We start from the raw sequence: 24,513 nt of genomic DNA, 5'->3' as shown, positions 1-24,513 counted from the left end.
TGCTATGTGTACGCAAAATAGTAAGTAGCTAATTGCATAACCTTGGTTGTGGATGCCATTTGTTAAAACTTATTCCATGTATTTAGGTGATTGGAGTGGAGGCTGGGCGACTCCTTGGGGATCAGCAATAGAGGAACGAAGGCTAAGAGCATCACATCCTGTGATAACGCCTTCGTGTCCAACATCGTGTTGGCCCAAGCGGCTCATCGGACGCCCCCAGGAAGCGCCCAGTCGGAACGGAAATCAACCACACGATATGGTGATGAGCCACATATAATATTGATTATTTTTCTAGTCTATTTCAATTTATCATCCGCCCTGAGCCGGTTTTGTTCTTTTTCAATGATTTTGCAAAGACTACTTGTATTTTTCATTATTTAGACGATAAATAAAGAACAAATTATTGCAAGATTGTTATTAGGAGCGGAAGTTATGGAAAATCAAGAAAAGCTAACTCTCTCTATTCAAATAGAAATGCTTCAATTTAATTTAATGCGAATGCGAACAGTAGCGTGGACATTGATGTATGTAACAGCCATCATTATAATTATTCATTATGGTGAGGTTTTCTTTACAAAAACAGAAAGAGAGATGGTGCCAGCTTATATAGGCATTCACATTATATTGTTTTCTATAGATTTAGCGGTGTTATTATTTGTGAAGGAAAAGAGGATTAAGGTTACAACTCTTAATTTACGAAAATACGAATCTATCTTACTTGCGTATATCTATACAATATTATTATTAATTACTATCATAACCGTAATGGACGTTTATTTCTTTAAACATGTGGCTCTTTATGAGGTGCTATTTTTAATGATTTGTACTTTTTTTCCCCTCCCTTTCCGGAAAATTTTTTGGATTATGTTATTAACAGTACCACCCATTTTGATAAGTGCTTATTTGAGTGTCGGGATATCTGGTGAAAGTATTAAACTATTTTTACCGATGTCCCTTATTATTCCGATAGGGCTAATTATTCAGCGTCATACATTTAAAATAAAAAGACAATTTACGAAACAACATATTTTATTACAAGAAGAAATGATAAAATCCAAGAATTTGTCGAAATTATTAGCTGAGAAAAATAATGAACTATCAGAGCAAGCACTTCGGGATACGTTGACAAATTTGCCTAATCGACGAGCTTTTAATAATAAATTGACACAAATAGGGCAACAACTTAGTAAACCAAAATCTTTGTCTGTCATGATGATTGATATTGATTTCTTTAAAAATTTCAATGATTATTACGGTCATTTACAAGGTGACGAAGCATTGATAAAAGTGGCAGCTCTAGTAGATGAGATTGCAGAAAAGTATAATGCATTTGCAGCACGATGGGGAGGCGAAGAGTTCGTAATTGTTAGTCAGCATGCCGCAAAGTTTTCAGAGCATGTTTGTGAGGAAATTTTAGAGGAAGTACGCAACTTAAACATTCGTCATGAACGTTCAAAAGTAGCTGATATTGTAACAGTCAGCATCGGGATGTGTCATGCTAAAATCTCGAATAGCGAGCAATTGAAAGCATGCTGTGCATTAGCTGATCAAGCACTATACACAGCAAAACAAAACGGTCGTAACAACTTTTACAGAAAAAGTGGAAATTTCGATGAAGATGTATGTTTACCTTTATCATGTCAGTAAAACGTTGATACAGAGCGCTTTCTTGCCTTCCAAGGTTGCTTAATGTATAACGAAAGTGTTACAATATCATTTAGTCAAAAAGAGCCAAGGGGGCATTTCTATGTCAATTGAATTAAACAATGAATTCGGCCAAATTGATATTTCAACAGATGTACTTGCACAAATAGCTGGTGGCGCTGCTGTAGAATGCTACGGTATTGTTGGCATGGCATCTAAACATCAAATTCGTGATGGTCTAACTGATATTTTACGTAAAGAAAATTTTGCTAAAGGTGTTGTTATTCGAAAACAAGACGACGATTTACATATTGATATGTACATTATTGTTAGTTACGGGACAAAAATTTCGGAAGTTGCTTATCAAGTACAATCGAAAGTGAAATATACAGTGGATAAAACATTAGGTATGAGCGTAAAATCTGTCAATATCTTTGTGCAGGGCGTTCGTGTAGCGAATTAAGAGGAGGAACAAAATCGAATGCAGTCTTTAAACGGAATAAAGTTTGCAGAAATGGTGCAAATGGGTGCCCATCACCTATTCCAAAATGCAAATTATGTTGATTCATTAAATGTATTTCCAGTACCAGATGGTGATACAGGAACGAATATGAACTTATCGATGACATCTGGGGCAAAGGAAACGGAGCTTTATGCATCAGAACATATCGGCAAAACAGCTCAAGCTTTATCAAAAGGTTTACTTATGGGAGCACGCGGAAATTCTGGCGTTATTTTATCGCAGTTATTCCGTGGCTTTGGTAAATTTATTGAAAAAGAAGCGACAATTGATGCCAAGGGCTTTGCAGGTGCCTTCCAAGCGGGTGTTGAAACGGCCTATAAAGCAGTGATGAAGCCGGTTGAAGGAACAATTTTAACAGTTGCACGTGAAGCGGCGAAAAAAGGTGTAGAAGTGGCAGAAACTGAAACCGATATCATTGCGGTGATGGAAGCATTTACTGCTGAAGCACAGGCTTCGTTAGAACGTACACCAGATCTTCTCCCTGTTCTAAAAGAAGTAGGGGTAGTAGATAGTGGCGGTCAGGGTCTTCAATTTGTATATGAAGGATTTTTAGCATCCTTAAAAGGCGAGCCATTACCGGTGAAAAATGAAGCAACTTTAAATGATTTAATTAATGCAGAACATCATAGAGCACAAGATTTCATGAATACTGCGGATATTGAATTTGGATATTGTACAGAAATCATGGTACGTTTTGAAGAAGGAAAAGAGCCATTTAGCGAAGAACAATTCCGCAATGAATTAAACCCTCTGGGTGATTCTTTACTCGTTATTTCAGATGAAGAGATTGCAAAAGTGCATATTCATTCTGAGCAACCAGGCACTGTTTTAGCAATGGGCCAAAAATATGGTAGTCTCATTAAAATTAAGGTCGATAATATGCGTGAACAGCATTCTGCCATTGTTGGTGAGGATCATAAAGCACCTTCTTCAGCTAAAAAAGCAGAAAAGCATCCATATGCAATTGTAACGATTGCAATGGGCGAGGGAGTTGCTGGATTACTTCGTTCAATTGGTGCCTCTTATGTGATTGAAGGCGGTCAAACAATGAATCCTTCAACTGAAGATATTGTGAAGGCAGTACAAGAAATTGGTGCTGAAAAAGTATTAATTTTGCCAAATAACAAAAATATCGTCATGGCAGCAGAACAAGCAGTAGAGCTTTTAGATATAGAAGCGGCTGTAGTGCCAACGAAAACAATCCCTCAAGGTATGGCAGCGATTCTATCGTTTAATCCAGAGGCGGCAGTTGAAATGAACCAAGCAACAATGACAGAAGCTTTTGCAAATGTTAAAACAGGACAAGTAACTTATGCAGTTCGAGATACATCTATTGATGGTGTGGAAATTCATAAGGACGATTTCATGGCTCTTGCTGAGGGGAAAATTGTATTATCTACTCCAGCATTAAAAGATGCTGCTGAGAAGGTCATTACTGATTTAGTGGATGAAGATGCAGAAATTGTGACAGTCATCTATGGTGAGGATACAACGGAAGAAAACGCCTCAGAATTAGTGAAATTTATTGAAGAGAATTATCCAGAGGTTGAAGTAGAGTTATTTAATGGTAAACAAGGATTATATCCATATATTATTTCAGTAGAATAATTTGATGCTACTTTGCATGTAAGTAGACAAAGCAGTGCACAAGCCGTGTACTGCTTTTGTTTATGGTACAAGGAGAATAGAGGATAAGAAACTATAAAATCAGCTTAAAATAAATGATTTGATGTATGTATCCAGAGGACGATGAACTTGGAAATACTGGAATATCAGCGTTTTGAAATCATTGTGTTTACGGAGTAGACAAAAGTTAATCAATATTTCCATTATGTAAATTATAGGAGTGTAAATTTTCTGAAAGTTGATAAAGAAGTGCTTTACTTTTATAGTAACTATCAAGCATGATATAAGTAAAAATCAATTTCGCCTTTGCGTAATTGTGTCCGGATTTTGAATTGTGCCTGCACAATTTATTCCTTTCAAAAATCTGTGACATCCGCCGGAGGCTTTATCTTCATTCAGTAGGTGTTTGGGCATCCACTTAAAAGGAACCACGTCCGCATTTATCTCACCGACTTCAGAGGTGGGAGTCTTCTACTGAATGAAGATAATCGATAATATTATATGGATAGATTAGAGGGGTGTTATTATGAAGTTTACTTCAGTATTTGATATTATTGGACCAGTGATGATTGGGCCTTCTTCTTCTCATACGGCAGGTGCCGCACGAATTGGACGCGTTGCCAGGGATTTATTTGGAAGACAACCAAAGTGGGCGAAAATCCACTTATATGGTTCGTTTGCTGAAACGTATAAAGGACATGGAACAGATGTAGCTTTGGTAGGGGGCCTATTAAATTACGATACATTCGATGAGCGGATTAAAACAGCTTTTGCCGATGCAGAAAAGGCAGGCTTAGAATATGAGTTTATCCCAGAAACAGCAAACATGGAGCATCCGAATACAGCTCGCCTTGTGATTGGCGATGATGAAGGAGAGATGTCTGTCGTTGGTATTTCTATCGGTGGCGGTAAAATTGAAGTGAGTGAGGTTAATGGCTTCAAGCTACGTCTAACAGGTGGCATGCCAGCAATCCTTGTTGTACACGATGATCGTGCTGGTTGTATTGCCAATGTGGCAAATTGCTTAGCGATGCATGCTGTCAACATTGGGCATATGGAGGTTTCTCGTATTGAACGTGGTTTAACGGCTCTTATGGTGATAGAAATCGATCAAAACATCGAGGAAAAAGTATTACAACAAATTTCTTTAATACCACATATTTCGAAGGTTTCTAAAATTAATAACTAAGGAGGTGCCCCAATATGGACGTATTGTTTCATAATGTTCGTGAACTTGTTGAACGAGCGGAGCAAGAAGGAAAACTAATTTCTGAAATTATGATTGAGCAGGAAATGTTAATTACAGGACGCACAAGAGCAGAAATTATACAGCAAATGGACACTAATTTAACGGTGATGGAAGAAGCTGTTGAAAGAGGCTTGAAGGGTGTGAAATCTGTAACGGGTTTAACTGGTGGTGACGCAGTATTGCTTCAAAACTACATTGCGCAAGGCAATTCATTGTCGGGAGATTTATTATTAGATGCGGTGAGTAAAGCAGTTGCAACAAATGAGGTTAATGCGGCTATGGGTACGATTTGTGCTACCCCAACTGCAGGCTCGGCTGGGGTTGTACCAGGGACACTGTTTGCAGTGAAGAACAAGCTAAATCCTACACGTGAGCAAATGATTCGTTTTTTATTCACATCGGGTGCTTTCGGCTTCGTTGTTGCCAATAACGCTTCGATTTCAGGTGCTGCTGGTGGCTGTCAAGCGGAGGTTGGTTCAGCTGCTGGAATGGCAGCGGCAGCGATTGTAGAGATGGCTGGCGGTACGCCACAACAATGTTCAGAAGCATTTGCCATTACACTCAAAAATATGCTAGGGCTTGTTTGTGACCCGGTAGCTGGATTAGTAGAGGTTCCTTGTGTTAAGCGAAATGCTATGGGGGCGGCAAATTCACTAGTGGCAGCGGATATGGCACTTGCAGGGGTCACAAGTCGCATCCCGTGTGACGAAGTGATTGGTGCGATGTATCGCATTGGACAATCTATGAGTCCGAATTTAAAAGAAACTGCACGTGGAGGCCTTGCTGCAACACCAACAGGTAAAGCTATTAGTAAAGCCATTTTTGATAATGGCAATTTAGAAAGTATCAAGTCACTTCAAAAATAAAAATATTCAACACGCTTTCCTAAGTGGAAGGCGTGTTTTTTTGAGGCAATAGAATTGAATTGCTATCTTACTGAAAATGAAAAGTTATATAATGATATTGAATATATAAAAATGCTTAGTATGATTTGTTCAAAAGTGTTAAACGCAAACAACAATATTATGAAAGCTAAGAGTAATCGTTAGAAAGGGGAAAACTCATATGCTGAAAAATAATATGGTTATACGAATGACTATAGGTAAAGTACTGGCGGTGAAAAAATTTGGAGGAGCTGTCGTTCAAGGTGACTGATTTAACGAGCCCCGTGACTGATTTAAAGGGAATCGGGAAAGAAACAGCAGGACATTTAGAAACGTTGGGCATCGAGACGATCGCGGATTTGTTATGGACGTTTCCGCATCGTCATGAGGATTTTCGCTTAAAGGATTTGGCACAAACACCACATAATGAACGTGTCACTGTTGAGTGTAAAGTGGAACGTGAGCCGACAGTATTGTTTTTAGGCCGCAATAAATCACGATTACAAGTCACGGTGCTGGCAGGTCGACATTTAGTTAAGGTTGTTTTTTTTAATCAAGGCTATTTGAAGCAGAAGCTTGTACCGGGAGCTATTATTACCGTTACAGGTAAATGGGACCGCGGCAGACAAGTTATCAATGGGACGTCTGTTTCGTTTGGTCCGAAAACAGATCAGGTCGACTTTGAACCTGTTTATAGTTTAAAAGGTTTGATTCCGCAAAAACGTTTTCGTAAATATATGCGACAAGTGCTAGATGAGTTTGGTACAGAGATACCAGATGCTGTTCCACAACGTTTACAGGAAGATTATAAGCTTGCTTCAATGCGTGATGGGCTTGAGGGAATTCATTTCCCTGTTGATGCAGGACATGCAAAGCAGGCTAGAAGACGCTTTGCCTATGAAGAGTTGCTAAACTTTCAACTACGTATACAAGCGTTACGTAAAATTCGCAAGGACAGTGAGCGCGGTACTGTTATACAGTTTGATTTGCAAAAGTTGCGATCCTTTATTGCATCGTTACCATATGAATTAACAGGTGCACAAAAACGCGTCGTCAATGAAATTTGCAAAGATTTGAAAGAGCCACATCGTATGAACCGCTTACTTCAAGGTGATGTAGGGTCGGGGAAAACTGTTGTTGCGGCAATATGTTTATATGCGGCTGTAACTGCTGGTTTTCAAGGGGCGTTAATGGCGCCGACGGAAATTTTAGCTGAGCAGCATGCTGAAAATTTACAGGAATGGTTTGAGCCATTTGGTGTACGTGTAGCTTTACTATCAGGATCGACGAAAGCAAAGGAACGTCGTTTACTTTTAGAAAAACTGGCAAACGGAGACGTAGATATTTTAATTGGTACACATGCGCTAATTCAGCCTGATGTCGTTTTTTGCAAGCTTGGTTTTGTTATAACGGATGAACAGCATCGTTTTGGTGTAGAGCAGCGTAGAATATTGCGTGATAAAGGAGAAAATCCAGATGTGCTCTTTATGACGGCGACACCAATACCGCGTACACTCGCGATTACAGCGTTCGGAGAAATGGATGTTTCGATGATAGATGAAATGCCAGCAGGGCGTAAGCAAATTGAAACACATTGGATGAAAAAAGAGCAATTTGGCTCTGCTATGTCAAAACTAGAATTAGAGCTTGCTGCTGGTAGACAGGCTTATGCTATATGTCCACTAATCGAGGAATCAGACAAGCTGGATGTACAAAATGCAGTAGAAATCTATGAGCAGCTTGCATCATATTTTAGTGGGCGTTACAATGTCGGATTAATGCATGGTCGCCTATCTGCGGATGAAAAAGACGCTGTCATGCGAGCTTTTAGTGAGGGAACTATTCATGTGCTCGTGTCTACAACTGTTGTTGAGGTTGGGGTTAACGTACCGAATGCAACTTTTATGATTATTTATGACGCTGAACGCTTCGGCTTAGCTCAGTTGCATCAGCTACGTGGGCGTGTTGGACGTGGTGAACATCAGTCATATTGTGTGTTGCTAGCCGATCCGAAATCCGATGAAGGTAAAGAGCGAATGCAGTCGATGACAGAAACGAATGATGGCTTCCGCCTAGCTGAAAAGGATTTGGAACTACGTGGTCCAGGTGATTTCTTTGGGCGTAAACAAAGTGGTTTGCCTGATTTTAAAGTAGCGGATTTAGTGCACGATTATCGCATACTAGAGACTGCGAGAAAAGATGCAACGGATATGCTTAAGACGGATGCTTTTTGGCATGATGATGAGTACAAATATTTACGTGAAATGCTTGAAAATTCAGGTGTTTTACAAGGGGACCGCTTCGATTAATTGAATATTTGTTGCTCAATCAAGAATGTGGGCACTTGTTTTTAAAACAAGTCTTGCATTCTTTTTTTATACTATATATACTGATATTAGTACCAAGTGCTAATAACAACTAAAAAAAGGTGGCGAATGATGTTGAGACGAACGAAAAAAGAGCGACAGCGACTATTATCCGAAACGATAGCTGATAATCCATTCGTCACAGATGAACAGCTAGCAACACAGTTTCAGGTTAGTGTCCAAACAATTCGTTTAGATCGTATGGAATTAGCGATTCCAGAATTACGAGAACGAATTAAAGATGTTGCTTCGAAAACTTATGAAAATGAAGTGAAATCACTACCGATTGATGAAGTAATCGGAGAAATAATTGATATTGAATTGGATAATCGTGCATTATCTATTTTTGACGTAAAAGAAGAACATGTTTTTCAGCGCAATGGCATCGCACGTGGACATCATTTGTTTGCGCAGGCAAACTCATTAGCGGTAGCAGTTATTGACGACGAACTAGCATTAACAGTACATTCTAACATTACCTTTGTGAAACCTGTTAGAGCTGGAGATCGTGTTATTACAAAAGCAATCGTTATCGGACGTGATGAAAAAAGTCAGCGTACAAAAGTAGAGTTAACGTCCACTGTTAACGGTGAAACAGTTTTTGTTGGTGAATTTGATATGTACCGCACGAAAGGTAAAGGTGAACAACAATGAAATTAGCGCTTGATGGAATGGGTGGAGACAACGCACCAAAATCAGTTATTGAAGGTGCTTTATTAGCATTAGAGCAAATCCCAAATTTAGAAATTCAATTATATGGTCAGCAGCAAAAGCTTGAACCATTTTTAAAAATACATGATCGATTAACTGTAGTACATTGTGATGAAGTTGTCGAAGGTACAGACGATCCAGCACGCGCTGTTCGTCGTAAAAAGGATTCATCAATGGCACGAATGATGGATGCAGTTGAAGAAGGAAAGGCGGATGCTTGTCTTTCAGCAGGTAATACAGGTGCTTTAATGGCAGGAGGCTTATTTAAAGTAGGACGTATTAAAGGAATTGCTAGACCTGCTCTAGCCACTACACTGCCTACTTTAGATGGTAAGGGCTTTTTAATGCTTGATTTAGGGGCAAATGCAGATGCGCGACCTGAGCATTTATTGCAATATGCGATTATGGGCGATATTTATGCGAAAAAGGTAGGCGGTTTACAAAAGCCACGTATCGGCTTGTTAAATATCGGTACTGAGGATAAAAAAGGAAATGAATTAACGAAGGCAGCTTTCGGATTATTAAAAGAAGCGGATTTAAACTTTGTCGGTAACGTTGAAGCTCGAGATTTACTTGAAGGGGTAGCGGACGTTGTTGTAACAGATGGGTTTACAGGTAATATGGTGCTGAAATCGATAGAAGGTACTGCTGGTGCGTTATTTTCAATGCTAAAAGAGGCGTTTATGTCTTCAACAAAAACGAAAATTTCGGCAGCGCTTATGAAAAACAATTTGCGTGACCTAAAAAATAAAATGGACTACACAGAGTACGGTGGTGCAGGTTTGTTTGGTTTACAAGCACCTGTGATTAAGGCACATGGCTCATCCAATGCCAAAGCAATATACAGTGCAATTCGCCAAGCAAATACGATGGTTGAGCATACAGTCATCTCGACGATTACAGATACAGTACGTCACTTAGAAATTGATTAACTTCTTTCAGCAGGTAGGTACAGGTGTCCAAACACCCGCTGAAATATAGGAACTCAGTCTAAGAACGCCACGTCCTGTGGCAATTTATCTGTGCGAAAGCGAAGCGACAGCAACACGGTTTTAACTGTGCGAAAGCGAAGCGACAGCAACAACACACGACTGAGTGACCAACATCATGTTGGCCCAAAGCCTCCGGCGGATGTCACGGAATCGGAAAGGAATGAATATAGGATGTTAGCCTAAAATCATCGCATCCATGCGATAACGGCTAACTGACCTGCATCGTGCAGGCCTAAGCACAAAGCCGATTCCGTACGCATTGTTTATCTGTGCGAAAGCGAAGCGACAGCAACAATTATGCCGAGGCATAATTGATTAAAAAGGGGATTAATAAAAAATGACGAAAATAGCATTTATTTTTCCAGGCCAAGGTTCTCAAGTAGTTGGGATGGGGCAAGAGTTTATCGAGAATGCGGCAGCAAGTAAAGCATTTTATGAACGTGCAAATCAAGCACTTGGCTTTGAGCTATCTAAGCTTATGTTAGAGGGACCAGCTGAGGAGCTAACATTGACTTACCATGCACAGCCGGCACTCTTAACTACTGGTGTGATGGTTGCAGAAAAATTACGTGTAGCAGGTATTACGCCGAATTATGCAGCTGGACATTCACTTGGAGAATACGGTGCATTAGTAATCGCTGGTGTGCTATCGTTCGAGGATGCAGTTTCTGTTGTGCATAAGCGTGGGCTTTATATGAATGAAGCTGTACCTGCAGGGCAAGGTTCTATGGCAGCTATTCTAGGGATGGAGCTTGAGGCACTGCATGAAGTAACTGAAAAAGTATCTGCAGCAGGTGAGCCAGTTCAGGTAGCGAATGTAAACTGTCCAGGGCAAATCGTTATTTCTGGTACAAAAGAAGGCGTTGAAAAGGCTTCTTTAGCGGCGAAGGAAGCTGGTGCAAAACGAGCAATTCCTTTAGTTGTTAGTGGTCCATTCCATTCAGAGTTAATGCGACCATCATCTGAAAAATTAAAAGAAGCGTTGGCTGATTTATCATTATCAGCACCACAAATCCCTGTAATCGGCAATGTAATGGCGAAAGAATTAGAGGATGTTTCAGCTATTCAACATGAGTTAGTAGAACAAGTATATAGCGCCGTGCAATGGGAGGCATCTGTGCGTGAAATGATTGCACAAGGTGTGGATGTCTTTATTGAGTGTGGACCAGGCAAAGTATTAAGTGGATTAGTGAAAAAAATCGATCGATCTGTTACGACATACTGTGTTTATGATGAAGCATCATTGGAGGCTGTACTAGAAGCGGCGAAGGAGTGGACGATTAATGCGTAAATTAGAAGGTAAAGTAGCGGTTGTAACTGGTGCTTCACGAGGAATAGGGCGATCTATTGCATTAAAGCTTGCTGATGAGGGTGCTAAAGTTGTCGTAAACTACAGCGGGTCACAGGCAAAGGCGGAAGAAGTTGTCGCGACGATTCAAGAGAATGGCGGAGAGGCTATAGCCGTACAAGCGAGTGTTTCCAAAACAGAGGAAGTTACAGCATTAATGGATGCAGCGGTGAAAACATTTGGCTCGCTTGATATTTTAGTAAATAATGCGGGTATTACACGTGATAACTTGTTAATGCGTATGAAAGAAGATGAATGGGACGATGTGTTAGATACCAACCTAAAAGGTGTTTTCCTTTGTACGAAAGCAGTAACACGTCAAATGATGAAGCAACGTGCAGGCCGTATTATCAATATATCATCGATTGTCGGTGTAGCTGGTAATGCAGGGCAAGCTAATTACGTAGCTGCAAAAGCAGGGGTTATTGGGCTAACTAAAACAACTGCAAAAGAATTAGCATCACGTAATATTTTAGTAAATGCGATTGCACCAGGCTTTATAGAAACTGAAATGACTGAACAACTACCAGAAGATTTAAAGCAAGGCATGCTTACGCAAATTCCTCTAGCAAAACTTGGGCAGCCTGAGGATATCGCAAAGGCAGTAGCTTTTCTAGCCTCAGATGATGCTAACTATATGACAGGTCAAACGTTACATATAGATGGTGGCATGGTAATGTAATTTCAATTAGTCATAGATAATGATTTTTTGTATAATCATTTGAGGGGAGGTGAATGTTTTGTCTACAGTATTAGAACGCGTAACAAAAGTAATCGTGGACCGTTTAGGTGTTGAAGAAAGTGAAGTTACTCTAGAAGCTTCTTTCCGTGATGATTTAGGTGCTGACTCATTAGACGTAGTTGAGCTTGTAATGGAGCTTGAAGACGAATTCGATATGGAAATTTCTGATGAAGATGCTGAAAAAATCTCAACAGTTGGTTCTGCAATTTCATACATCGAAAGTAAATTAAACTAATTCGTTTAACTTTATTTAGCATAGATGAATCACCTCTACTGGTGCTGACATGAATGCGGTCATTATACAATAAGTGTTTATGATTGAATAAAGTTAAAGCCTTTGGCGGATTTACTCCTGCTTTTCTTAAGTGTGAGGAGTAGATATTATGCTGAGGTGTGTTTAAAAAGGGGACGCGATGGTTCGTTTAACGAACTGTGAACGTCCCCTTTTTGATTTTGCAAAATAAAAGTTTCCAAAACATTGTATTTAAGCCGAAATACTTTTGCATAAATGCCTTGAAAAAGGTACACTTAAACGGTAGAAACTATTAGGAAGGCAGATTGTTCAATGGCTATGAAAAGAAAAGGAACTATGCAGAAATCGGGCGTGCTTCCTGAAAAAGTACGCAATCAATTCGAGCTTTTACAGCATGAATTAAATATCACATTTATTAATAAAAATTTATTGTATCAAGCATTCACGCATTCATCTTATGTGAATGAGCATCGCCGTAAACTGTTTACGGATAATGAGCGTCTTGAATTTTTAGGAGACGCAGTACTTGAACTGTCTGTTTCTAAATATCTTTTTGAGAGATACCCTCATATGAGTGAGGGTGAGCTGACGAAGCTACGAGCATCCATAGTATGTGAGCCGTCACTTGTTATCTTTGCAAATGAATTAGGCTTTGGTCGCTTTGTATTACTTGGAAAAGGTGAGGAATTAACAGGTGGACGGGAACGCCCAGCACTACTTGCAGATGTATTTGAGTCATTTGTAGGTGCCCTTTATTTAGATCAAGGCTTACAAACGGTTGTGTGTTTTTTAGAACGAATCGTATTCCCGAAAGTAGAAGACGGTGCTTTTTCGCATGTGATGGATTTTAAAAGCCAATTGCAAGAAATGGTACAGCAAACAAATAACGGCCTTCTTTATTATGAAATTATTGATGAAAAAGGTCCTGCACATAACCGTACCTTTGTATCGAGCGTACTATTAAATGGGCAGGAGCTTGGTATTGGTCGCGGGAAATCAAAAAAAGAAGCCGAGCAGCAAGCTGCGCAATGTGCAATGCGTTCAATGCGTGAGCAAACTGCAAAAGAGGAGGCTTAATAGATGTTCCTAAAACGACTCGAAGTGATTGGCTTTAAATCTTTTGCGGAGCGCATTGGAATTGATTTTGTACCCGGTGTTACAGCAGTGGTTGGACCAAATGGCAGTGGAAAAAGTAATGTCATTGATGCCGTTCGTTGGGTACTTGGGGAGCAATCGGCAAAGTCGTTACGTGGGGCAAAGATGGAGGATGTTATTTTTGCTGGCAGTGACTCACGTAAGCCACTAAACTTTGCAGAGGTAACATTAATTTTAGATAACACAGATGAACAGCTTGCTTTTTCATATACAGAAGTTAGCGTAACAAGACGCGTATACCGTTCAGGTGATAGTGAATATTTACTAAATAACCAGCAGTGTCGCCTGAAGGATATTACGGACTTGTTTATGGACTCAGGACTTGGGAAAGAGGCCTTCTCCATTATTTCGCAAGGCCGTGTCGATGAAATTTTAAATAGCCGACCCGATGACCGTCGCTCAATTTTTGAAGAAGCAGCTGGCGTGTTAAAGTATAAACTAAGAAAGAAAAAGGCAGAGCATAAGCTTGTTGAAACAGATGAAAATTTGTATCGTGTTTTAGATATCTTACATGAGCTAGACAGTCGTCTGGAGCCGTTAGAAATTCAAGCATCAAGTGCAAGAGATTATGTGCAAATGTCAACAGAGTTAAAGGATTTTGATATTGCTATCCTTGTGCACGATTTAAAAAATTGTGCACAATCTTTGCATGCTCTGAAAGCTGAGTATACAGAGCTATATGAAACAGAGCAAAAACAAGCTCATCATATTTCTTCGATAGAAAAGCAAACTGTAAGTATTCGGAAGCTTTTAAAAGAGCTAGATGACTTTTTGGATACGACTCAGGCTGAGTTTGTTAATGCAACAATGGAGGTAGAGCGTTGGGATGGTCGTAAAGCGTTAATGGCTGAAAAGCGGCAAAATGCTTCTAATCAACTACTTCAATTGAATACGGCATTACAAGAAGCAAAAGGTGAGGTTGAGGCTCTTATAGCTCAAGAGCAAGAGAAAAAAGAATTATTCACTGAAAAACAGCAAGAAGTATCAGAGCTGAAACAAAGCATTAAGCAATTAGAACAATCTTTAAATCGCTCAGTTTCTGAAATTGAACAAGAAATTGAAGAACAAAAAAACCGATATATCGACTCTTTAAACGAAGAAGCAACAGTTAAAAATGAATTAAAAAATATTGAACAACAGTTAGCTCAGCAAAAAGCGATGGCGACAAGAATGTCAGATCAAACTGATGAAATCGGGCAAGAGCTTGCGCAAATTCTAGCTGAAAAAGAGAAGCTAGTTGTTGCTCATACTTCAACATCTAACGAATTGCAGGAAAAACTTGAGCGATATGAAGCATTGCAAATACAGCTGAAGAACGTCAATACATCGTTTAATGAAAAGCAAGATATGCTTTATAAAGCTTATCAGCATCAGCAACAATTAAAGGCTAGAAAAGATACGCTAGCTGAGCTTGAAGCGGATTTTTCAGGTTTTTTCCATGGAGTAAAAGAAGTATTATTAGCACGTGATAAAGGTGAACTAGCTGGGATTGAAGGAGCCGTTGCTGAGTTAATTCAAGTGGATGGGAAATATTCTCAGGCTATCGAAACAGCATTAGGGGCAGCCTCTCAGCATATAGTGACAACTGATGAGCGATATGCTCAACAGGCAATTCAGTGGTTAAAACAAAAGAGAGCTGGACGGGCAACATTTTTACCTAAAACAGTTATCAAGTCACGGAAAATTAATCTATCTACGATTCAGCTAGCTACTGAGCACCCGGCGTTTGTCAAAATGGCTGATGCACTTGTAACGTTCGATGATGACAACCGCACAATTGTCGAGAACCTTCTTGGCAATGTCATCGTTGCAGCAAACTTAGAAGGTGCAAGTCAAATTGCCCGATTATGTGGGTTTAGATATCGTGTTGTAACACTTGAAGGTGATATCGTCAATGCAGGCGGTTCATTAACTGGTGGTGCAATGAAACAACAATCTTCACTCTTTACAAGAAAAGCGGAATTAGATGGTTTAATAGTAAAGCTAGAATCGTTAGAAGCGTCTATTTATAGTGCTGAACAGGCTGTCTCAACTGAAAAAGAGAAGCTTGCAACATTACGAGACAAAGTAGATCAATTGAAGCTTGACGGTGAGCAACTACGAAAAGATGAAATGCAACAGGCGAGTCGTATACGCGAGCTAGAGGTTGGCGAGAAAAGCTTATCTGCACGAGTATCTTTTGCTTCTAATGAAACACAAGATGTAAAAACACGCGAAGAAGCATTGTTAGCTCAAAAAGAAGCGGCTACGGAGCGATTAACGGCATTAGCAACAGAACTGTTAGAGATAAATGAAACAGTGGAACAACTAAGTAAGGTGAAGCTACAAAGTGAATCGGAGAAAGATGTACTTCGTGAGCAGTCAGCAGAAAAACGTTCGCAGTTAGCGGTAATGCAGGAGCAAATGTCACAAGTACAAATTGCTACAGCAGAGATAGCCCTACAATTAAACAAAGCTCGTCAAAAAGTCGATAATATTTCTCAGGAAATAATCTGGCTCCAATCGGATGAATCGACAAAACTTTTAAGCGATGAAGAAGTGGCTGAGCAGGTTGCTACGTGGAAAGCGAGAAGAGATTCGCTGCAAGACACGATTTCACAGAAAAAAGATGAAAAAATAGCACAACAACGAGAGCTTACTACTTTAGAAGAACAGCTGAAGGAATTGCAACGTACACATAAAGGCTACCTTGAAGCGATACGTGCAAATGAATTGAAGCGAAGTCGCGTAGAATTTGAAATCAATAATTTCAATGAACAGCTAGAAGAAAACTATCAGCTAACATTTGAGGAAGCTGAGGAGCTTGCCCTTGCAATTGAAGATGAAGAGCATATGCGACGTCGAGTGAAATTACTGAAGAAATCTATAGAAGAGCTAGGTCCTGTTAATTTGAGCGCCATTGAGGAATACGATCGCGTACTTGAACGCCATTCATTTTTAACAGAGCAGCGTGAGGATTTACTTGCTGCACAGGAAACATTACATGAGGCTATTAAAGAAATGGATGAAGAAATGACGCTGCGATTTAGCGAAACCTTCTATGCCATTCGAGAGCAATTTAAACGTGTATTCCGTGAATTGTTTGGTGGAGGACAGGCAGATTTAGTGTTATTAGACCCTCAAAATCTGCTAGAAACAGGTATAGAAATTGTAGCACAACCACCAGGTAAAAAATTACAAAATCTAAGCTTGCTTTCAGGTGGTGAACGTGCACTAACTGCAATCGCTTTATTATTCTCCATCCTAAATATTCGACCTGTACCATTTTGTATTCTCGATGAGGTAGAGGCGGCTTTAGACGAGGCAAATGTTGTACGTTATAGCCAATATTTGAAGAAATTTAGCCGTGACACGCAATTTATTGTGATCACACATCGTAAAGGAACGATGGAGGGAGCGGATGTGTTGTATGGTATTACAATGCAGGAATCTGGCGTATCTAAACTTGTATCAGTAAAATTAGAAGATGAACCCGTACTTGCGGAGCAAAGGAGCGAACAAGCATGAGTTTTTTTAAACGGTTAAAAGATAAATTGATGGGCAACGAGGATGAAAAAGTAGCGGCAATTAATGAAGAAGAAGCTGCTGAACAGAAGCAAGACGAAGCACAAGACGAAGCAACAGAGCCTGCTCAAATTGGAGAAACTGTAGATGAAATAGAAAAAGTTGAGGAAGTTTCTGTAACGGAAAGCTCAATTGAAACAGAAATTCCTGTAGCAATAGAAGATCAAGAGCAACAAGAAGTACAAGAAGTCGCAATAGTGGAAGAACCTGTAGAGGAGAAAAAACCTTCTGCATGGTCTATTACACAAAAGTTCAAGGCTGGTCTTGAAAAAACGCGGAATTCATTTACTTCTAAAGTAAACGACTTAGTTGCACGTTATCGAAAAGTGGACGAAGATTTCTTTGAAGAATTAGAAGACTTATTATTACAGGCAGACGTTGGCTTTGAAACAGTAATGGAGCTAATGGACAAATTACGCTTCGAGGTTCAGCGTAAAAATATCAAAGATACAAACGGTATTCAAACGCTTATTTCTGAAAAACTTGTGGAAATTTATGAGCAAGGAGAAGCGGATTTAATCGAGCTTAATATGCAACCTAAAGGTGAACTTACTGTAATTTTATTCGTCGGGGTAAACGGTGTTGGGAAAACGACAACAATCGGTAAACTTGCCCATCGTTTAAAATCACAAGGTAAAACAGTTGTTTTAGCGGCAGGTGATACTTTCCGTGCTGGTGCCATCGATCAATTACAAGTTTGGGGAGACCGTGTAGGCTGTGAAGTGATTAAACAATCAGAAGGCTCAGATCCAGCGGCAGTTATGTATGATGCAATTCGTGCGGCGAAAAACCGTAATGCAGATGTATTAATTTGTGATACAGCAGGGCGCTTACAAAACAAAGTAAACTTAATGAATGAGCTTGAAAAAGTTCATCGAGTAATCTCTCGAGAGGTACCGAATGCTCCGCATGAAGTACTATTAGCTTTAGATGCAACAACAGGTCAAAATGCACTTGTTCAAGCACAAACATTTAAGGAAGCTACAAATGTAACAGGAATCGTTTTAACAAAGCTTGACGGCACTGCAAAAGGTGGTATTGTTCTTGCTATTCGTAATAAATTACACATTCCTGTGAAGTTTGTTGGTCTTGGTGAAAAAATGGATGATTTACAGCCATTTGATGCGGAGCGCTATGTGTATGGCTTATTTGCTGATGGTTTAGATAAAGAATTACAAAATAGTGAGGATTAACAGCTCACAAGTAGTTTGAAGCGCTCGTCTGTAAACAGGTGAATCGCATTGTTTAAAAGGGAAATACTAGCTATAGGTGAAAAACGCCTAAAAAGCAGTTAATTAAAGCTTTTAGACAAGGAGATTACCTTGACACAGACGGGCGCTTTTCGTTATGATACAAATGACTAATAACGGGAGGAGAAACATTCGATGCTACTTGAAAAAACAACACGCATGAACTTTCTCTTCGACTTTTATCAAGCATTATTAACAGATAAGCAACGAAGTTATATGGAGCTCTATTATTTAGATGATCACTCACTTGGAGAGATCGCTGAATCGTATGGGATTTCACGCCAAGCTGTTTATGATAATATTCGTCGAACAGAAGCGATGCTTGAAGAATATGAAGAAAAACTATGTTTACTTGAAAAATTTCAACAACGTACACAAATGCTTGCGCAGCTAACAACAGGGATGACAGAACAAAGTATGACAGTTGAAGAGCAGCTAACGCTTATAGAACAGTTGAAAGAATGGGATTAGGAGGCGAAAGCAATGGCTTTTGAAGGATTAGCGGAACGACTCCAAGGAACGATCCAAAAGATTAAAGGTAAAGGTAAAGTATCGGAACAAGACGTTAAAGAAATGATGCGAGAAGTCCGATTTGCTTTAATCGAGGCGGATGTTAACTTAAAAGTAGTCAAAGAATTCGTTAAAAAGGTCAGTGAACGTGCTATCGGTGTAGATGTTATGCAAAGCTTAACACCAGGTCAGCAAGTTATTAAAATCGTACAAGAAGAGTTAACAGAATTAATGGGTGGCGAGCAAAGCCCAATTAAATTTAATACAAAGCCACCAACTGTTATTATGATGGTCGGCTTACAAGGTGCAGGTAAAACGACAACTACTGGTAAATTGGCAAATGTGTTGCGTAAAAAATATAATCGTAAGCCATTACTAGTTGCTGCAGACGTTTATCGTCCAGCGGCTGTTCAGCAGTTACAAACATTAGGAAAGCAGTTATCCCTACCTGTTTTTGCGTTAGGAACCGATGTATCTCCAGTAGAAATTGCACGTCAGGCAATTGAATTGGCAAAAGAAGAACATCATGATGTCGTTATTATCGATACAGCTGGTCGCTTGCATATCGATGAAGATTTAATGCAAGAATTAAAAGATATTCGTGCGTTAAAAGAGCCGGATGAAGTATTCCTAGTTGTAGATGCTATGACAGGTCAGGATGCTGTCAACGTGGCAGAAAGCTTTAATGAAGCAGTCGGTATTACAGGAGTTGTTTTAACAAAGCTTGATGGTGATACACGTGGTGGTGCAGCGCTATCAATTCGTTCCGTTACACAGAAGCCGATTAAGTTTGTCGGTATGGGTGAGAAGCTGGATGCGCTGGAACCTTTCCATCCAGAGCGTATGGCATCTCGTATATTAGGAATGGGTGACGTTTTATCACTTATTGAAAAGGCTCAGGCAAATGTTGACGAAGCAAAGGCTAAAGAACTAGAGGAAAAATTTAAAACCCAGACCTTTACGTTTGATGATTTTGTTGAACAATTGCAGCAAGTGAAAAAAATGGGTCCTCTTGATGAAATTTTAAAAATGTTACCAGGTGCCGGCAAAATCAAAGGCTTAGACAATGTTAAAGTTGATGATAAGCAAATGGGACGTGTAGAGGCGATTATTTATTCGATGACGCCTGCTGAAAAGACGAATCCAGAAATTATTAACGGTAGCCGTAAAAAGCGCATAGCAAAGGGTTCTGGGACATCAATTCAAGAGGTAAATCGACTATTAAAGCAATTTGATGAAATGAAAAAAATGATGAAGCAAATGACAGGCATGGCAAGTGGCAAAGGCAAGAAAAAGATGAAACTACCAGGCTTCGATTCATTGTTTAAATAATAATTTATAGGTGTTAAGAAAAAACACTTTACAAACAACCTAAACATTGATAATATACTATCTTGTGTGAAACTTATTCGGAGGTGCTATTAAAATGGCAGTTAAAATTCGCTTAAAACGTATGGGAGCTAAAAAATCTCCTTTCTATCGTATCGTAGTTGCAGACGCTCGTTCACCACGTGACGGTCGTCAAATCGAAACAGTTGGTACTTACAACCCACTAACTCAACCAGCTACTGTAAACATCGATGAAGAGAAAGCTCTTAAATGGTTAACTGACGGTGCAAAACCATCAGATACAGTGCGTAACTTGTTCTCAGAACAAGGTATCATGGAAAAATTCCATAACCAAAAATTCAGTAAATAATCGGGGGCGACGTCTTTGAAGCAGCTGATTGAAGCAATCGTTTTACCGTTAGTCGATTATCCAGAAGAAGTTCGTATAGAGACGGATGAAAATGCAAATCGAATTGTTTATAAACTTTTTGTTCATCCAGAGGATCGAGGGAAAGTCATAGGCAAGCAAGGGCGAGTAGCGAAAGCGATTCGTACAATTGTTTATTCAGCGGCGGGTAGTCACCATCAAAAAAAGACCTACGTCGATATATTGGATTGATAGAAAAGATTTTCACGCTCTTTTACATGCAACAAGCACTGGAGAGTCCTGATCGGTATGTTTACATGCGCTTAGGAATTCAAAGTGGCTCTGAGGTAAAGCGTAAAATCTGGACTAAAAGGAAGGAGCTTGCCGGTTCCTTCCTTTTTTCATTATCATAATTATATTGAGAGGTAATTGAACATAATGACATTGAGGAAGACTGGTCAACGTCATAGCTATAACACCGTCCACCAAAAGTTACTCTGCTTCTTTAGGTGAAAGTGAGAGATGGTTACTTTTGATCTGGCTAGCTAGTAGCTTGACGTGGATGAGTTTATTTAGCATTTTTATACGAGGTGAGATTTGAATGGAATGGTTTAATGTAGGTCGTATTGTCAATACGCATGGTATCCGCGGTGAGGTGCGTATATTATCAACAACAGATTTTGAGGAAGAGCGCTTCGCAGTAGGAAATAAGCTTGCAGCGTTTAAAAAAGACGATAAAAAGCCAACATGGGTAACAATTGAATCAATGCGTCGTCATAAGAACTTTATTTTATTAACTTTTGAAGGAATGCATAACATCAATTTTGTTGAGCCTTTCAAAGAAGGCATGCTTAAAATTACGAAGGATCAATTGTCAGATGATTTATTAGAGGAAAATGAATATTTCTTCCATGATATAATTGGCTGTTCAGTTGTTTCTGAAGAAGGCGAAACAATCGGAGCAGTGACCGACATTCTTCAAACAGGTGCAAATGATGTGTGGGTAGTCAAAGGCGCTAAAAAAGAGCATTACATCCCGTATATCGAAGACATCGTTAAGGAAATTAATATTGATGAGAAGAAAATTGTGATATACGTAATGGAAGGCCTGCTATGATGAATATTCATGTGTTAAGTTTATTTCCTGATATGTTTACAGGTGTCTTTGGTGCATCAATATTAAAAAAAGCACAAGAAAAAGATGCTGTAAAGCTAGAAGTAACTGATATCCGTGAATATTCTGGTAACAAGCACAATCAAGTAGACGATTATCCGTATGGTGGTGGTGCGGGAATGGTGTTAAAACCAGAGCCGATGTTTAGCGCTGTCGAGGCCATTACTGAAGGGAAAAATCCCCGTATCATTTTGATGTGCCCACAAGGTGAGCGTTTTACTCAGAAAAAGGCAGAAGAGCTAGCTCAGGAAAAAGAACTAGTGTTTTTATGTGGCCATTACGAAGGCTATGACGAACGCATACGTCAGCACCTTGTCACAGACGAGATTTCAATTGGAGATTTCGTATTAACTGGTGGTGAGCTAGGAGCTATGACGGTTATAGATAGCGTTGTACGACTTCTTCCGGGGGTTTTAGGACAAGCGGATTCCCACATACAAGATTCGTTCTCAACGGGTCTTCTAGAGCACCCACATTATACACGACCTGCTGAATTTCGCGGAATGAAAGTACCTGATGTTTTACTGTCGGGCAATCACGCAAAGATTGAGCAATGGCGTGCGGAAGAATCGCTGAAAAGAACATTCGAGCGTCGTCCGGATTTATTCGAGAATTATCCATTAACAGACAAGCAAAAAATGTATGTAGAAAAACTTAAAAATAACAATAAAGATGCTTGATTGCTATCTATATTTATGATAACATCTATTCTGTACTTCTATGTGAAGTACTGAATTATGGTGTTCCGCTGTGGCATAGATTGCGTGCAAGAGCATCTGTCTAAGGAGAGAAAACAATGTCAAACATTATTACAGAAATTACAAAAGCTCAGCTTCGCACTGATCTACCAACTTTCCGTCCTGGTGATACTGTTAAGGTACACGTGAAAGTAGTAGAGGGTACTCGTGAACGTGTCCAAGTATACGAAGGTGTAGTAATTAAACGTCGTGGTGGCGGTATTAGCGAAACTTTCACAGTTCGTAAAATTTCTTATGGTGTAGGTGTTGAACGTACATTCCCTGTACACACACCAAAAATCGCTAACTTAGAAGTTGTACGTCGTGGTAAAGTACGTCGTGCTAAACTTTACTACCTACGTAACCTACGTGGTAAAGCTGCTCGTATTAAAGAAATTCGATAATTATGACTTGAAAGTGAGGAGCTTGTGTAACAAGCTCCTTTTCTTTTTGCTTGTCATCTTAAATAACTATCAACTAAAATGAGGATAGACAAGGGGGCATATCTCGATGGAAAAACAGGTGAAGGAAAAGAATGAACTATGGGAATGGACAAAGGCACTTCTAATTGCATTTGCGATTGCAGCGATTATTCGTTATTTTTTATTTACACCGATTGCAGTAGATGGCCAATCCATGATGCCAACCCTTGAAGATGGCGACCGTATGATTGTGAATAAAATTGGTTATAAAATAGGTGAACCAAAACGCTTTGATATTGTTGTATTTCATGCTCCTGAGAAGAAAAACTATATTAAACGTGTTATTGGGCTACCAGGAGAGACTTTGGAATATAAAAATGACCAATTATACATTAACGGTGAACCGATAGACGAGCCTTATTTAGATAACTATAAATCAAAAATTACAGAAGGTACTTTAACCGAGGATTTTACATTAAAAGATATTGATGTAAACCTAAAAGATAATGTAATTCCAGAAGGCTATGTTTTCGTTATGGGGGATAATCGTCGATACAGTAAGGACAGTCGTATTATTGGAGTCGTCGATCAGAAAGAGATTATTGGTAATACAAGTCTGATTTTCTGGCCGTATAGTGATATTAAAATTGTAAAGTAATTCTTGAAAGGGAGGGCTAAACACTCCCTTTTTCTTTTAGTGTAGGAGGTATAGATATGACTATACAATGGTTTCCAGGGCATATGGCAAAGGCCCGCAGAGAAGTAACAGAAAAATTAAAGCTTGTTGATATTATATTTGAATTAATAGATGCACGTTTACCTCTATCTTCCCGAAATCCGATGATAGACGAAGTGATTAATCAAAAACCGCGTCTTCTTATCTTAAATAAGTCAGATATGGCAGATGAGCAGGAAACACGTAAATGGGTTGAATACTTTGCGCAAAGGGGTCATAAGGCAGTAGCCATCAATTCTCTTGAAGGCAAAGGATTACAACAGGTTACAAAGGCTGCTCAAGAAATATTAAAAGAAAAATTTGAGCGTATGAAGTCACGTGGGATGAAGTCAAGAGCCATTCGTGCAATGATAGTCGGAATTCCGAACGTAGGGAAATCGACGCTAATTAATCGCCTAGCAAAGAAAAATATAGCAAAAACAGGGAATACTCCAGGGGTAACTAAGGCTCAGCAATGGATAAAGGTTGCGAAGGAGCTTGAATTACTCGATACGCCAGGTATTTTATGGCCGAAATTTGAAGATCAAGAAGTAGGCTATAAATTAGCCTTAACAGGTGCCATAAAGGATACTATAACGAATATGGAGGATTTGGCCGTTTATGGCCTACGCTTTTTATCCGTTCATTATCCGGCAAGAATGGAAGAACGCTATGGCTTCCAGTTTATACATGAAGATTTAGTTGAAACCTTTGATCATATTGGGAAACTTCGACGTGTTTTTGGTCCTGGAGGAGAAATTGATTATGATCAAGTAGCTCAACTAATTGTTCGAGATATTCGAGGATTACAATTAGGTAAACTAACCTTTGACTTTGTTAACGAACAGCTTGAAAAGGAAGCACAGCAGTAATAAGAAAAAAACTGTCATACTCACTTGAGAAGGTTGTGAGCATGGCAGTTTTTCTTTTAGGAATACTTTTTCTTGCCGAT

At 39.4% G+C, this 24,513-nt stretch carries 23 protein-coding genes; all 23 read left to right on the top strand.

From position 1 onward, the window contains the following. The first annotated feature begins 432 nt into the window (after positions 1 to 432). The 23 genes from ABH968_RS04835 (at position 433) to ylqF (ending at position 24,433) form a co-directional block, all read left to right on the top strand. Positions 433 to 1,647 (top strand): GGDEF domain-containing protein, encoded by a 1,215-nt coding sequence (locus ABH968_RS04835; protein ID WP_370042896.1) that lies wholly within the window; start codon positions 433 to 435, stop codon positions 1,645 to 1,647. Positions 1,648 to 1,747: 100 nt separating this feature from the next. Beyond that, complete coding sequence (locus ABH968_RS04830; protein WP_053483333.1) at positions 1,748 to 2,107, top strand: Asp23/Gls24 family envelope stress response protein; 360 nt, start codon at positions 1,748 to 1,750, stop codon at positions 2,105 to 2,107. 18 nt (positions 2,108 to 2,125) lie between these two features. Further along, entirely contained in the window at positions 2,126 to 3,775 is a 1,650-nt protein-coding gene (locus tag ABH968_RS04825; RefSeq protein WP_370042895.1) for a DAK2 domain-containing protein, read from the top strand. Between the two features lie 544 nt (positions 3,776 to 4,319). Beyond that, positions 4,320 to 4,982, top strand: a complete 663-nt coding sequence (sdaAB, locus tag ABH968_RS04820) for an L-serine ammonia-lyase, iron-sulfur-dependent subunit beta (RefSeq protein ID WP_370042894.1) — start codon at positions 4,320 to 4,322, stop codon at positions 4,980 to 4,982. Positions 4,983 to 4,996: 14 nt separating this feature from the next. Then, a complete protein-coding gene (gene sdaAA, locus ABH968_RS04815; RefSeq protein ID WP_370042893.1) occupies positions 4,997 to 5,908 on the top strand; it encodes an L-serine ammonia-lyase, iron-sulfur-dependent, subunit alpha in 912 nt (303 codons plus the stop codon). A gap of 281 nt (positions 5,909 to 6,189) precedes the next feature. Further along, positions 6,190 to 8,235, top strand: a complete 2,046-nt coding sequence (gene recG, locus ABH968_RS04810) for an ATP-dependent DNA helicase RecG (RefSeq protein WP_370042892.1) — start codon at positions 6,190 to 6,192, stop codon at positions 8,233 to 8,235. A 132-nt stretch (positions 8,236 to 8,367) separates the two neighbouring features. After that, positions 8,368 to 8,946 (top strand): transcription factor FapR, encoded by a 579-nt coding sequence (gene fapR / locus ABH968_RS04805; RefSeq protein ID WP_370042925.1) that lies wholly within the window; start codon positions 8,368 to 8,370, stop codon positions 8,944 to 8,946. Further along, on the top strand, positions 8,943 to 9,935 hold the full coding sequence (gene plsX / locus ABH968_RS04800; RefSeq protein ID WP_370042891.1) for a phosphate acyltransferase PlsX: 993 nt from the start codon (positions 8,943 to 8,945) through the stop codon (positions 9,933 to 9,935). Before fapR ends, plsX begins: the two co-directional genes overlap by 4 nt. A gap of 397 nt (positions 9,936 to 10,332) precedes the next feature. Next, positions 10,333 to 11,286 carry an ACP S-malonyltransferase gene (fabD, locus tag ABH968_RS04795; RefSeq protein ID WP_370042890.1) on the top strand — a complete coding sequence of 318 codons (954 nt, stop codon included), beginning with the start codon at positions 10,333 to 10,335 and terminating at the stop codon, positions 11,284 to 11,286. Continuing rightward, the gene (gene fabG / locus ABH968_RS04790; protein ID WP_370042889.1) at positions 11,279 to 12,025 is read left to right on the top strand and encodes a 3-oxoacyl-[acyl-carrier-protein] reductase; all 747 of its coding nucleotides are present in this window, start codon (positions 11,279 to 11,281) and stop codon (positions 12,023 to 12,025) included. The genes fabD and fabG overlap by 8 nt, the downstream gene beginning before the upstream one ends. 58 nt (positions 12,026 to 12,083) lie before the next feature. After that, on the top strand, positions 12,084 to 12,320 hold the full coding sequence (gene acpP / locus ABH968_RS04785) for an acyl carrier protein (RefSeq protein WP_036124798.1): 237 nt from the start codon (positions 12,084 to 12,086) through the stop codon (positions 12,318 to 12,320). Positions 12,321 to 12,650: 330 nt separating this feature from the next. Continuing rightward, positions 12,651 to 13,415, top strand: a complete 765-nt coding sequence (gene rnc / locus ABH968_RS04780) for a ribonuclease III (protein ID WP_370042888.1) — start codon at positions 12,651 to 12,653, stop codon at positions 13,413 to 13,415. Between the two features lie 3 nt (positions 13,416 to 13,418). After that, positions 13,419 to 17,000, top strand: a complete 3,582-nt coding sequence (smc, locus tag ABH968_RS04775) for a chromosome segregation protein SMC (RefSeq protein WP_370042887.1) — start codon at positions 13,419 to 13,421, stop codon at positions 16,998 to 17,000. Further along, positions 16,997 to 18,250: a signal recognition particle-docking protein FtsY gene (gene ftsY, locus ABH968_RS04770; protein WP_370042886.1), complete on the top strand. Its 1,254-nt coding sequence runs from the start codon at positions 16,997 to 16,999 to the stop codon at positions 18,248 to 18,250. Before smc ends, ftsY begins: the two co-directional genes overlap by 4 nt. Before the next feature lie 192 nt (positions 18,251 to 18,442). Continuing rightward, positions 18,443 to 18,778 (top strand): putative DNA-binding protein, encoded by a 336-nt coding sequence (locus ABH968_RS04765; RefSeq protein ID WP_370042885.1) that lies wholly within the window; start codon positions 18,443 to 18,445, stop codon positions 18,776 to 18,778. A 12-nt stretch (positions 18,779 to 18,790) separates the two neighbouring features. Beyond that, the gene (ffh, locus tag ABH968_RS04760) at positions 18,791 to 20,149 is read left to right on the top strand and encodes a signal recognition particle protein (RefSeq protein ID WP_370042884.1); all 1,359 of its coding nucleotides are present in this window, start codon (positions 18,791 to 18,793) and stop codon (positions 20,147 to 20,149) included. Between the two features lie 94 nt (positions 20,150 to 20,243). Beyond that, the gene (gene rpsP, locus ABH968_RS04755) at positions 20,244 to 20,516 is read left to right on the top strand and encodes a 30S ribosomal protein S16 (RefSeq protein ID WP_010858419.1); all 273 of its coding nucleotides are present in this window, start codon (positions 20,244 to 20,246) and stop codon (positions 20,514 to 20,516) included. A 15-nt stretch (positions 20,517 to 20,531) separates the two neighbouring features. Further along, positions 20,532 to 20,765, top strand: coding sequence for a KH domain-containing protein (locus tag ABH968_RS04750; protein ID WP_004269410.1), 234 nt, complete (start codon positions 20,532 to 20,534; stop codon positions 20,763 to 20,765). Positions 20,766 to 21,114: 349 nt separating this feature from the next. Next, on the top strand, positions 21,115 to 21,630 hold the full coding sequence (rimM, locus tag ABH968_RS04745; RefSeq protein ID WP_370042883.1) for a ribosome maturation factor RimM: 516 nt from the start codon (positions 21,115 to 21,117) through the stop codon (positions 21,628 to 21,630). Next, positions 21,630 to 22,367, top strand: coding sequence for a tRNA (guanosine(37)-N1)-methyltransferase TrmD (gene trmD / locus ABH968_RS04740; protein ID WP_370042924.1), 738 nt, complete (start codon positions 21,630 to 21,632; stop codon positions 22,365 to 22,367). Before rimM ends, trmD begins: the two co-directional genes overlap by 1 nt. Before the next feature lie 116 nt (positions 22,368 to 22,483). Continuing rightward, positions 22,484 to 22,828 carry a 50S ribosomal protein L19 gene (rplS, locus tag ABH968_RS04735; protein ID WP_049668419.1) on the top strand — a complete coding sequence of 115 codons (345 nt, stop codon included), beginning with the start codon at positions 22,484 to 22,486 and terminating at the stop codon, positions 22,826 to 22,828. A 106-nt stretch (positions 22,829 to 22,934) separates the two neighbouring features. Then, on the top strand, positions 22,935 to 23,504 hold the full coding sequence (gene lepB / locus ABH968_RS04730) for a signal peptidase I (RefSeq protein WP_370042882.1): 570 nt from the start codon (positions 22,935 to 22,937) through the stop codon (positions 23,502 to 23,504). Between the two features lie 56 nt (positions 23,505 to 23,560). Next, positions 23,561 to 24,433 (top strand): ribosome biogenesis GTPase YlqF, encoded by an 873-nt coding sequence (ylqF, locus tag ABH968_RS04725; protein ID WP_370042881.1) that lies wholly within the window; start codon positions 23,561 to 23,563, stop codon positions 24,431 to 24,433. The last annotated feature ends 80 nt before the right edge of the window (positions 24,434 to 24,513 follow it).

The sequence above is a fragment of the Lysinibacillus sp. RC79 genome, assembly GCF_041262405.1.
GTDB lineage: Bacteria > Bacillota > Bacilli > Bacillales_A > Planococcaceae > Lysinibacillus.
Note: the sequence above shows the minus strand (reverse complement) of the source record. Positions and strands in the feature narration are given on the sequence as shown.

Bases quoted from the DNA above. Each gene is read 5' to 3' on its own strand.
- ABH968_RS04835 (WP_370042896.1), top strand. From the start codon at position 433: ATGGAAAATCAAGAAAAGCTAACTCTCTCTATTCAAATAGAAATGCTT.
- ABH968_RS04830 (WP_053483333.1), top strand. From the start codon at position 1,748: ATGTCAATTGAATTAAACAATGAATTCGGCCAAATTGATATTTCAACA.
- ABH968_RS04825 (WP_370042895.1), top strand. From the start codon at position 2,126: ATGCAGTCTTTAAACGGAATAAAGTTTGCAGAAATGGTGCAAATGGGT.
- sdaAB (WP_370042894.1), top strand. From the start codon at position 4,320: ATGAAGTTTACTTCAGTATTTGATATTATTGGACCAGTGATGATTGGG.
- sdaAA (WP_370042893.1), top strand. From the start codon at position 4,997: ATGGACGTATTGTTTCATAATGTTCGTGAACTTGTTGAACGAGCGGAG.
- plsX (WP_370042891.1), top strand. From the start codon at position 8,943: ATGAAATTAGCGCTTGATGGAATGGGTGGAGACAACGCACCAAAATCA.
- fabD (WP_370042890.1), top strand. From the start codon at position 10,333: ATGACGAAAATAGCATTTATTTTTCCAGGCCAAGGTTCTCAAGTAGTT.
- fabG (WP_370042889.1), top strand. From the start codon at position 11,279: ATGCGTAAATTAGAAGGTAAAGTAGCGGTTGTAACTGGTGCTTCACGA.
- rnc (WP_370042888.1), top strand. From the start codon at position 12,651: ATGGCTATGAAAAGAAAAGGAACTATGCAGAAATCGGGCGTGCTTCCT.
- smc (WP_370042887.1), top strand. From the start codon at position 13,419: ATGTTCCTAAAACGACTCGAAGTGATTGGCTTTAAATCTTTTGCGGAG.
- ftsY (WP_370042886.1), top strand. From the start codon at position 16,997: ATGAGTTTTTTTAAACGGTTAAAAGATAAATTGATGGGCAACGAGGAT.
- ABH968_RS04765 (WP_370042885.1), top strand. From the start codon at position 18,443: ATGCTACTTGAAAAAACAACACGCATGAACTTTCTCTTCGACTTTTAT.
- ffh (WP_370042884.1), top strand. From the start codon at position 18,791: ATGGCTTTTGAAGGATTAGCGGAACGACTCCAAGGAACGATCCAAAAG.
- rpsP (WP_010858419.1), top strand. From the start codon at position 20,244: ATGGCAGTTAAAATTCGCTTAAAACGTATGGGAGCTAAAAAATCTCCT.
- rimM (WP_370042883.1), top strand. From the start codon at position 21,115: ATGGAATGGTTTAATGTAGGTCGTATTGTCAATACGCATGGTATCCGC.
- trmD (WP_370042924.1), top strand. From the start codon at position 21,630: ATGAATATTCATGTGTTAAGTTTATTTCCTGATATGTTTACAGGTGTC.
- rplS (WP_049668419.1), top strand. From the start codon at position 22,484: ATGTCAAACATTATTACAGAAATTACAAAAGCTCAGCTTCGCACTGAT.
- lepB (WP_370042882.1), top strand. From the start codon at position 22,935: ATGGAAAAACAGGTGAAGGAAAAGAATGAACTATGGGAATGGACAAAG.
- ylqF (WP_370042881.1), top strand. From the start codon at position 23,561: ATGACTATACAATGGTTTCCAGGGCATATGGCAAAGGCCCGCAGAGAA.